A 6,894-nucleotide genomic window follows, 5' to 3' on the forward strand; every position below is an offset into this window, starting at 1 on the left:
CCTGCCCCTCAGTCATGTCGGGGATCCTCGAATCACGGGGCAGGCTTTCTGGCGTTCTGCGATTCGATTCGGCTCGGGTTGTTGTTCAAGCCGTGATCGAATGTAGCCGGTTTGCGACCTGAGATCACGTACCGATCACGACGCCAATTGTAGCGAGCATTGTCCAAACGAACACCGTTCACCCCTGGTCGACCGTAATAAATCCGTAATCACACCACTGTCGTTATAGCGTCGTAATGTGACGGGGCTCATAAGGAATCAGAGACCCCGATCACGTTTCTTTTCCGGCAATTCGGGCAGTCTGCCCACGCCCGGCCGGGGGATGATGGGTGAAAAGGAGGCGCACATGAGCACTCGCCGGACCCTGTTCACCGTCCTCGCGCTCGGCGTGGTCGCGGCCGTAGGCGTAGGTCTCTATCTGTTCCAGCCGTGGCGACTGTTCACCACGGTCACCGTCGACGAGGCACCGATCGTCGCGGTGGACGGCGCGCCACCGCCGGTGATCGCCGAGGGCACCTTCGTCTCCCACGAGCACGACACCTCCGGCACCGCCCAGCTCCAGCGCACGTCGGAGGGCACCGTCGTGCTCCGGATCGTCGACCTGAAGACCTCCGACGGGCCTGCCCTGCACGTCTGGCTCACCGACCAGCCGGTGATCGTCGACGACTGGCACAACTTCGACGACGGCGACCGCATCGACCTCGGCGCCCTGAAGGGAAACGAGGGCAGCCAGAACTACGAGCTGCCCGCCGGTACCGATCTGGCCACGGTGAAGTCGGTCAGTATCTGGTGCGAGCGCTTCCACGTGTCCTTCGGCGCCGCCACGCTGGCGCCCGCGTAGGCGCCGCCCTGTCCGATCAGGGCCTGCCCCGACCCTTCTGCCCCTGCCGAGTGGGCACTCGAACCCTCAGGCGAGCAAGCGCCGCTCGGTGGCCACCGCGACCGCCGCCGCACGGGTGTCGACCCCGAGTTTGTCGTAGATGCGGCCCAGATGCGTTTTCACCGTGGCCTCGCTGATGTGCAGTGCGCGGGCGATCTCGCGGTTGCCGAGGCCGTGGGCGAGCTGACCGAGGATGTCACGCTCACGCGCGGTGAGCGTGGGTCCTGGATTGCGCATCTTGGCCATCACCTTGGCGGCGACCGGCGCCGACAAGGCGGTCTGCCCGCCGGCGGCGGCGTGGATGGCGGCGAACAGTTCCTCCGGCCGCTCGGCCTTGAGCAGGTATCCGGTGGCGCCCGCCTCGATCGCGCGGGTGATGTCGGCGTCGGTGTCGTAGGTGGTCAGCACCAGGACGTGCGGGGTGGGGGCGGGCTGGGAGGTGATCCGGCGGGTCGCTTCGACACCGTCCATGTCACTACCGAGCTGCAGATCCATCAGCACCACGTCGGGGTGCAGGCTCGCGGCCAGCGTGACCGCGGTCGGTCCGTCGGCAGCCTCGCCGACAACCTCGATACCGGGCGCGCTCGACAGCAGTGCGTGCAGTCCGGCGCGGACGACCGCGTGATCGTCACAGATCAACAGGCGCACGGTGGTGGTCACGTGCCGATGTTAGTGCGCGCGTTCCCCGACGATGCGAATCCCTTCGCGGGCCGACGCCGGCGCGGTCAGCGGATGTTCGTGGCGGCGTTCGCTTCAGTGGCCGGCGATCGCGTCGTCGATGATCCCGGGCGCGAGCGGAATCGCGGCGGAGAGCACCGTGCCGTCGCCGGCCGCGGATTCGATAGTGCAGGTGCCGCCGAGTTGGCGCACTCGCGCGCGAATCGCGGGCAGGCCGTGTCCGCGATGTTGTTGCGGGTCGGCCTGCGCGTCGGGGTCGAAGCCGCGTCCGTCGTCGGCGACGTCGAGCACGATCTGGTCGTCGAGGCAGGTCAGGGTGATCGTGGCGGTGGTGGCCGCCGCGTGTTCGCGCACATTGGCCAGCGCGCCCTGGGCGATGCGCAGCAGGGTGGCCTCGACCCGCTGGGGCAACGGGCCCGGCGCTCCTTCTATATGGCAGCGCACGGTCAGGGTGTCCGTGGTCTCTCGCGCGGCGAGCGCGGCCAGCGCGGCGGGCAGAGATCCGCCCGCGGCGAGGTCGGCCGGGGCCAGATCGTGGACGAACCGGCGAGCCTCGGTGAGGTCACGTTCGGCGATGGCGGCGGCCGAGCGCAGATGCGTGTGCGCGAGTTGCGGGTCGCTGTCCCACACCAGGTCGGCGGCTTGGAGCAGCATGCGCTGACTCGACAGTCCCTGGGCCAGGGTGTCGTGGATTTCCATGGCCAGTCGTTGCCGTTCGGCCAGGGTGCCCGCCGTGCGTTCGGTGGCCGCCAGTTCCTGTCTGGTCCGCACCAGGTCGTCGATCAGCGCGGCCTGCCGTTCGGCCTGACGGCGCATTCCGACGAACAGCGCCGTGGTCACCGCCGCCACCGCGGGTGGGGCGAGCACCAGATTCGGATCAAGCCAGCCGGCGATGCGCACCTGACTCGACACCACCAGCGCGGTGAGTACCACGACCAGAATCACCGCGACCCGCTCCGACAGAATCCGCAGCCCCGTGTACACCAGTGGCACCGCGCACCAGGCGAAACTCGGCGCGAGTACCACCAGCACCGACCAGGTGAGCACCAGCATCGCGAACCACACCAGCCGACCCGACTGACGCAGCTCGCTCAGCGCGTACAGCACCGCGAGCACCACGGAGAGGACGACGATCAGCGGCGTCGACCGCGTCTCGCTGTGCCGGATCAGCCACCGCATCAACGACGCGGCGAGCAGCACATAGAACGCACTGTGGACGATGACGGCGAGCAGGCGCGTGTCGTCTCGCTGGGCGCCGAGCAACTGAGCCATGTCATCCACCTGGGTTCTCGGCGGCTGCCGCCGCGGTTGTCGGCCTCTCGACCTCGATCTTGCCTCCCGCGAGCACTTCGGCGTCGCACCCTCCGGTCGGTCCGGGTCGAGGCGGCCGAGAAAACAGCTCGGCCTGGGCGAACTGTTGATTCTTCCCGATGATCGCCCGCGGTGGGTCATCCGATCGGTTGACCCCGGTGTCGGCCGATCCGGCCCCGGAGTGCAGCCGGTACGCCGATCCGCGCGGGCCCGCGAGCGAACAGGATGGATATCAACAGGCCACGGCAGACCGCCGGCCGGCCGAGATCCGCACAGGAGCAGCCATGACCGCCAAGTCCACCACCCGCAACCGTCTCATCATCGCCGGCGCCACCGTCGGTGTCGTCGCCGCCGGTGTGGTCGGCGTCGTGACGGTCCAGGCGCAGGATCAGGACCCGGCCACGCGCACCCCCGTCGTCGTCAACGCCGCCGACGCCAACCTGGCCCAGTCGACTCACCTGTCGATCGCCGCCGCCACCAAGGCCGCGCAGACCGCCCTCGACGCCGCCGCCAAGGAGAACCAGCGGGTGAGCGTCGCGGTTGTCGACCGCAACGGCAATGTCATCGTCACCCTGCGCGGCGACGGCGCGGGCCCGCAGTCCTACGACGCCGCCCAGCAGAAGGCCTTCACCGCGGTCTCCTGGAACGCCCCCACCACCGAACTGGCCAAGCGTCTCGAGTCGGCTCCCCATCTGGCCGACATCGACGGCACCCTCTTCCTCGGTGGCGGCGCCCCGGTGAAGTCGAACAACGCCCCGATCGCGGGCATCGGCGTGGCAGGCGCTCCGAGCGGTGACCTCGACGAGAAGTTCGCCCAGGCGGGCGTCGCCTCGCTCGGAAGCTGATCAGGATCTGAAGTACTGTCCCCCTGCCGAATTCGGCAGGGGGACAGTGTTCATTCGGTGCGGCGGGCGCGCGCCCGGCGTTTACCCTCGTGCATCGCCTGGACTCGGGCGATCGGAATGGTGTGGCCCTCGGCGACCAAGTCGGCTGGAAGTACTTGTGGCGCAGGCATTTCCGTGTCCCACGGGTCAGCGTCACCGAGCAGGTCCCGCGCCGTACGCAGAGTGAAGTCGGCGGGGGTCACCGAGTCGATGTCGTTCCAGCGCACGGGAAAAGACACCGGTACACCCGGACGGATACGCGGGCTGTATGCCGCGATCACCGTTGCGCCACCGGCTCGCGTGGAGTCGAGAAAGACCTTGCCCGCGCGGTCCCCGCGGATGAACGCGGTGGTTCCGACGGTGGGGTCGATGCGCTCGGCCCTGGCCGCGACGGCCCGGGTCGCCGCCGCAGCGTCCTCGATCGCGACGCCGGGCTCGATCGGCACGTAGACGTGTAATCCCTTGGCGCCGCTGGTCTTCACCGCACCGGCGAGCCCGTCGGCCGCCAGCGCGGCCCGGATCAGCTGCGCACCCGCGGCCGCGTCGCGAAACGTCTGTCCCGGTGAGGGATCCAGATCCAGCACCAGGTGCGTCGGTCCCGCGCTGTGGTCGACCGACAGCAGCAGCGGGTGGTATTCCACCGCGCGCTGGTTTCCGAACCACAGCAGCGTGCGCACGTCGTCGCCGAGCGCGTAGGTGACCTCGCGATGCGAGCTCTCGGCCCACACCGTCGCGCGCGGAACCCAGTCCGGAGTGTATTTCGGCAGGTTCTTCTGCATGAACGGCTCCTGCCCCGGCCGCACCCGCACCACCGACAGCGCCCGCCCCCGCAACACCCGAACGAGCCGCTCCCCCACGAACTCGAGATAGTCGACCAGATCCCGTTTGGTCGCCTCGGCCCCGTCGAACAACGGCTGATCGAGATTGCTCATCTCCACCCCACCGCGCAGCTCTTTGCTGGTCATGGCCCCACCTTGCCCCGCTGCCAGAGGGCGGTCAACCGGTCACGGACACAAACCCGCCGCCCGGCCACAGCCGAACGCAGGGCGCCTCGATCTGCGGTCACCACCCGTTTTGGTCGATCACCAGGTCGTCGGCTATCGTATGTTCCGCGCGGCTCACCCCGGTGAGCTGTAGTTCTGGCCCCGTCGTCTAGCGGCCTAGGACGCCGCCCTCTCAAGGCGGTAGCGCGGGTTCGAATCCCGTCGGGGCTACAGAGAGAACTCCTCGGTCATGGTGACCGGGGAGTTTTTTTGTGCCCGCGTCTTGTGCCCGGAGTGCAACACATTGACAGACGTTGCACGGTTCATACACTGTAGGAAACGGTGCATGGAGGTGACGTGATCGAGCAGACGGCGTTGGAGAAGCGACTCCAGGACGCCGCGGCGCGTCCCGATGCCGTGAGCGCGTTCCGCGCCGCCAGGGCCGTATTCCTGGCCGGGCACCGACTCGAGATGAAGGAACTCGCCGTCGCGCTCGGGGTGAACCGGGCGACGCTGTTCCGATGGGTCGGCGGGCGCGACGAACTACTCGCCGAGGTGATCTGGTCGGTCGCCGAGCCGACCTTGCGTCGCGCGGCCGCCGCGGCTCCCGGCCACGGCGCGTACCGCATCGCGACGATCCTCGGTGATTTCGCCCAGGCCACCAACACCTCCTACGCCTTCCGCCAGTTCCTGCTGCGCGAACCCGAGCGGTCGCTGCGACTGCTCACCACACGCGCGGGATCGGTGCAGCACCGCGTCGTCGCGATCGTGGAAGAGCTACTCGCCGAGGAGATTTCGGCCGAGAATCTCGATCCGCTGCTGCCGGTGCCCGAGTTGGCGCTGCTGCTGGTGCGGATCACCGAGACCTTCATCTACACCGATGTGATCAGCGGTGAGGAACCCGACGCGGCCAGAGTTGTCCGGGCGTCATTGGTTCTGCTGGGCGAACGGCCCGAACAGTAAGTCAGCGAAAGGACACCATGAAGCGCTCCATCTTTACCGAGGATCACGACGCCTTCCGCGCGTCGGTCGCCGAGTTCGTCAAGCGCTCGATCGAGCCGAATGCCGAACGCTTCGTCGAAGAACGGGCGATCGACCGTGAAACCTGGCTCGCGGCAGGTGAACTCGGCTACCTCGGCCTCGGAGTGCCCGAGGAGTTCGGTGGCAGCGACGCGGGCGACTACCGCTTCAACGCGGTGTTCGGCGAGGAGCTGTCGAAGGCGAGCGCCGCGATCGCGTCCTCGTTCGGCATCCACTACGACGTGTGCGCGCCCTACCTGGTCGAGCTCACCACCGATGAGCAGAAGCAGCGCTGGCTCCCGAAGTTCTGCACCGGCGAGATCATCACGGCCATCGGCATGACCGAGCCGTCGGGCGGCTCCGACCTGGCCGCACTGAAGACCACCGCCGTGCGCGACGGCGACGACTGGATCATCAACGGCTCGAAGACGTTCATCACCAACGGTTTCAACGCCGACCTGGTGATCGTCGCCGCCCGCACCAGCCCGGAGAAGAAGGCCAAGGGCATCACGCTGTTCGTCATCGAGACCGGCATGGACGGCTTCACTCGTGGTCGCAAGCTCGACAAGGTCGGTCAGCCCGAATCCGATACCGCCGAACTGTTCTTCGACAATGTGCGTGTCCCCGACGCCAACCGGCTCGGCGAGGCCGACCGTGGCTTCATCGCCATGATGGAGCGGCTGCCGCAGGAACGCATCGGCGCGGCGGTCTCCAACCTCGCGCACGCCTCGGCGATCCTGGACGAGACGCTGCAGTACGCCAAGGAGCGCAAGGCATTCGGGCAGCAGATCGGTAGCTTCCAGTACAACAAGTTCCTGTTCGCCGAGCTGGTCACCAAAATCGAAGTGACACAGGCGTTCGTCGATCAGGGCATCGTCGCCCACGCTGCCGGTGAGCTGTCCGCGGTCGACGCGGCGAAGGCCAAGTGGTGGTCGGCGCAGGTGCAGAACGACGTGCTCGACGCGTGTGTGCAGTTGCACGGCGGCTACGGCTACATGCGTGAATACCGGGTCGCGCGGGCGTGGATGGACGCCAGGGTGACCAAGATCTGGGCGGGCTCCAACGAGATCATGAAGGAACTGATCGGCCGCGATCTGGGTCTGTAGCGCACGGATAGCGTCGCGCCCGGCGTAGGAGC

The 6,894-nt window shown here is 67.8% G+C and carries 7 protein-coding genes and 1 tRNA gene; 5 read left to right on the forward strand and 3 right to left on the reverse strand.

The genetic code is table 11. From position 1 onward, the window contains the following. Positions 1-346 precede the first annotated feature (346 nt). Entirely contained in the window at positions 347-841 is a 495-nt protein-coding gene (locus tag ACFWF3_RS18820; RefSeq protein WP_379314650.1) for a DM13 domain-containing protein, read from the forward strand. A 66-nt stretch (positions 842-907) separates the two neighbouring features. Here the strand turns inward: ACFWF3_RS18820 and ACFWF3_RS18825 are convergent, their stop codons facing one another. Both ACFWF3_RS18825 and ACFWF3_RS18830 read right to left on the reverse strand, forming a co-directional pair. Next, positions 908-1,540: a response regulator gene (locus ACFWF3_RS18825; protein ID WP_378991457.1), complete on the reverse strand. Its 633-nt coding sequence runs from the start codon at positions 1,538-1,540 to the stop codon at positions 908-910. A 93-nt stretch (positions 1,541-1,633) separates the two neighbouring features. Further along, on the reverse strand, positions 1,634-2,830 hold the full coding sequence (locus ACFWF3_RS18830; protein ID WP_379314651.1) for a sensor histidine kinase: 1,197 nt from the start codon (positions 2,828-2,830) through the stop codon (positions 1,634-1,636). Between the two features lie 323 nt (positions 2,831-3,153). On the opposite strand from ACFWF3_RS18830, the gene ACFWF3_RS18835 reads away from it, so the two are divergent. Further along, positions 3,154-3,714, forward strand: coding sequence for a heme-binding protein (locus tag ACFWF3_RS18835; RefSeq protein WP_378633096.1), 561 nt, complete (start codon positions 3,154-3,156; stop codon positions 3,712-3,714). 50 nt (positions 3,715-3,764) lie between these two features. Here ACFWF3_RS18835 and ACFWF3_RS18840 read toward each other — a convergent pair whose 3' ends face one another. Continuing rightward, complete coding sequence (locus tag ACFWF3_RS18840; protein ID WP_379314652.1) at positions 3,765-4,718, reverse strand: DNA polymerase domain-containing protein; 954 nt, start codon at positions 4,716-4,718, stop codon at positions 3,765-3,767. Between the two features lie 176 nt (positions 4,719-4,894). On the opposite strand from ACFWF3_RS18840, the gene ACFWF3_RS18845 reads away from it, so the two are divergent. The 3 genes from ACFWF3_RS18845 (at position 4,895) to ACFWF3_RS18855 (ending at position 6,862) form a co-directional block, all read left to right on the forward strand. After that, positions 4,895-4,967, forward strand: a tRNA-Glu gene (locus tag ACFWF3_RS18845). A gap of 126 nt (positions 4,968-5,093) precedes the next feature. Next, a complete protein-coding gene (locus tag ACFWF3_RS18850) occupies positions 5,094-5,699 on the forward strand; it encodes a QsdR family transcriptional regulator (protein ID WP_378991452.1) in 606 nt (201 codons plus the stop codon). Positions 5,700-5,716: 17 nt separating this feature from the next. Continuing rightward, complete coding sequence (locus tag ACFWF3_RS18855) at positions 5,717-6,862, forward strand: acyl-CoA dehydrogenase family protein (protein ID WP_379314653.1); 1,146 nt, start codon at positions 5,717-5,719, stop codon at positions 6,860-6,862. Positions 6,863-6,894: the final 32 nt, after the last annotated feature.

This window comes from Nocardia sp. NPDC060220 (assembly GCF_042727815.1).
Lineage (GTDB): Bacteria > Actinomycetota > Actinomycetes > Mycobacteriales > Mycobacteriaceae > Nocardia.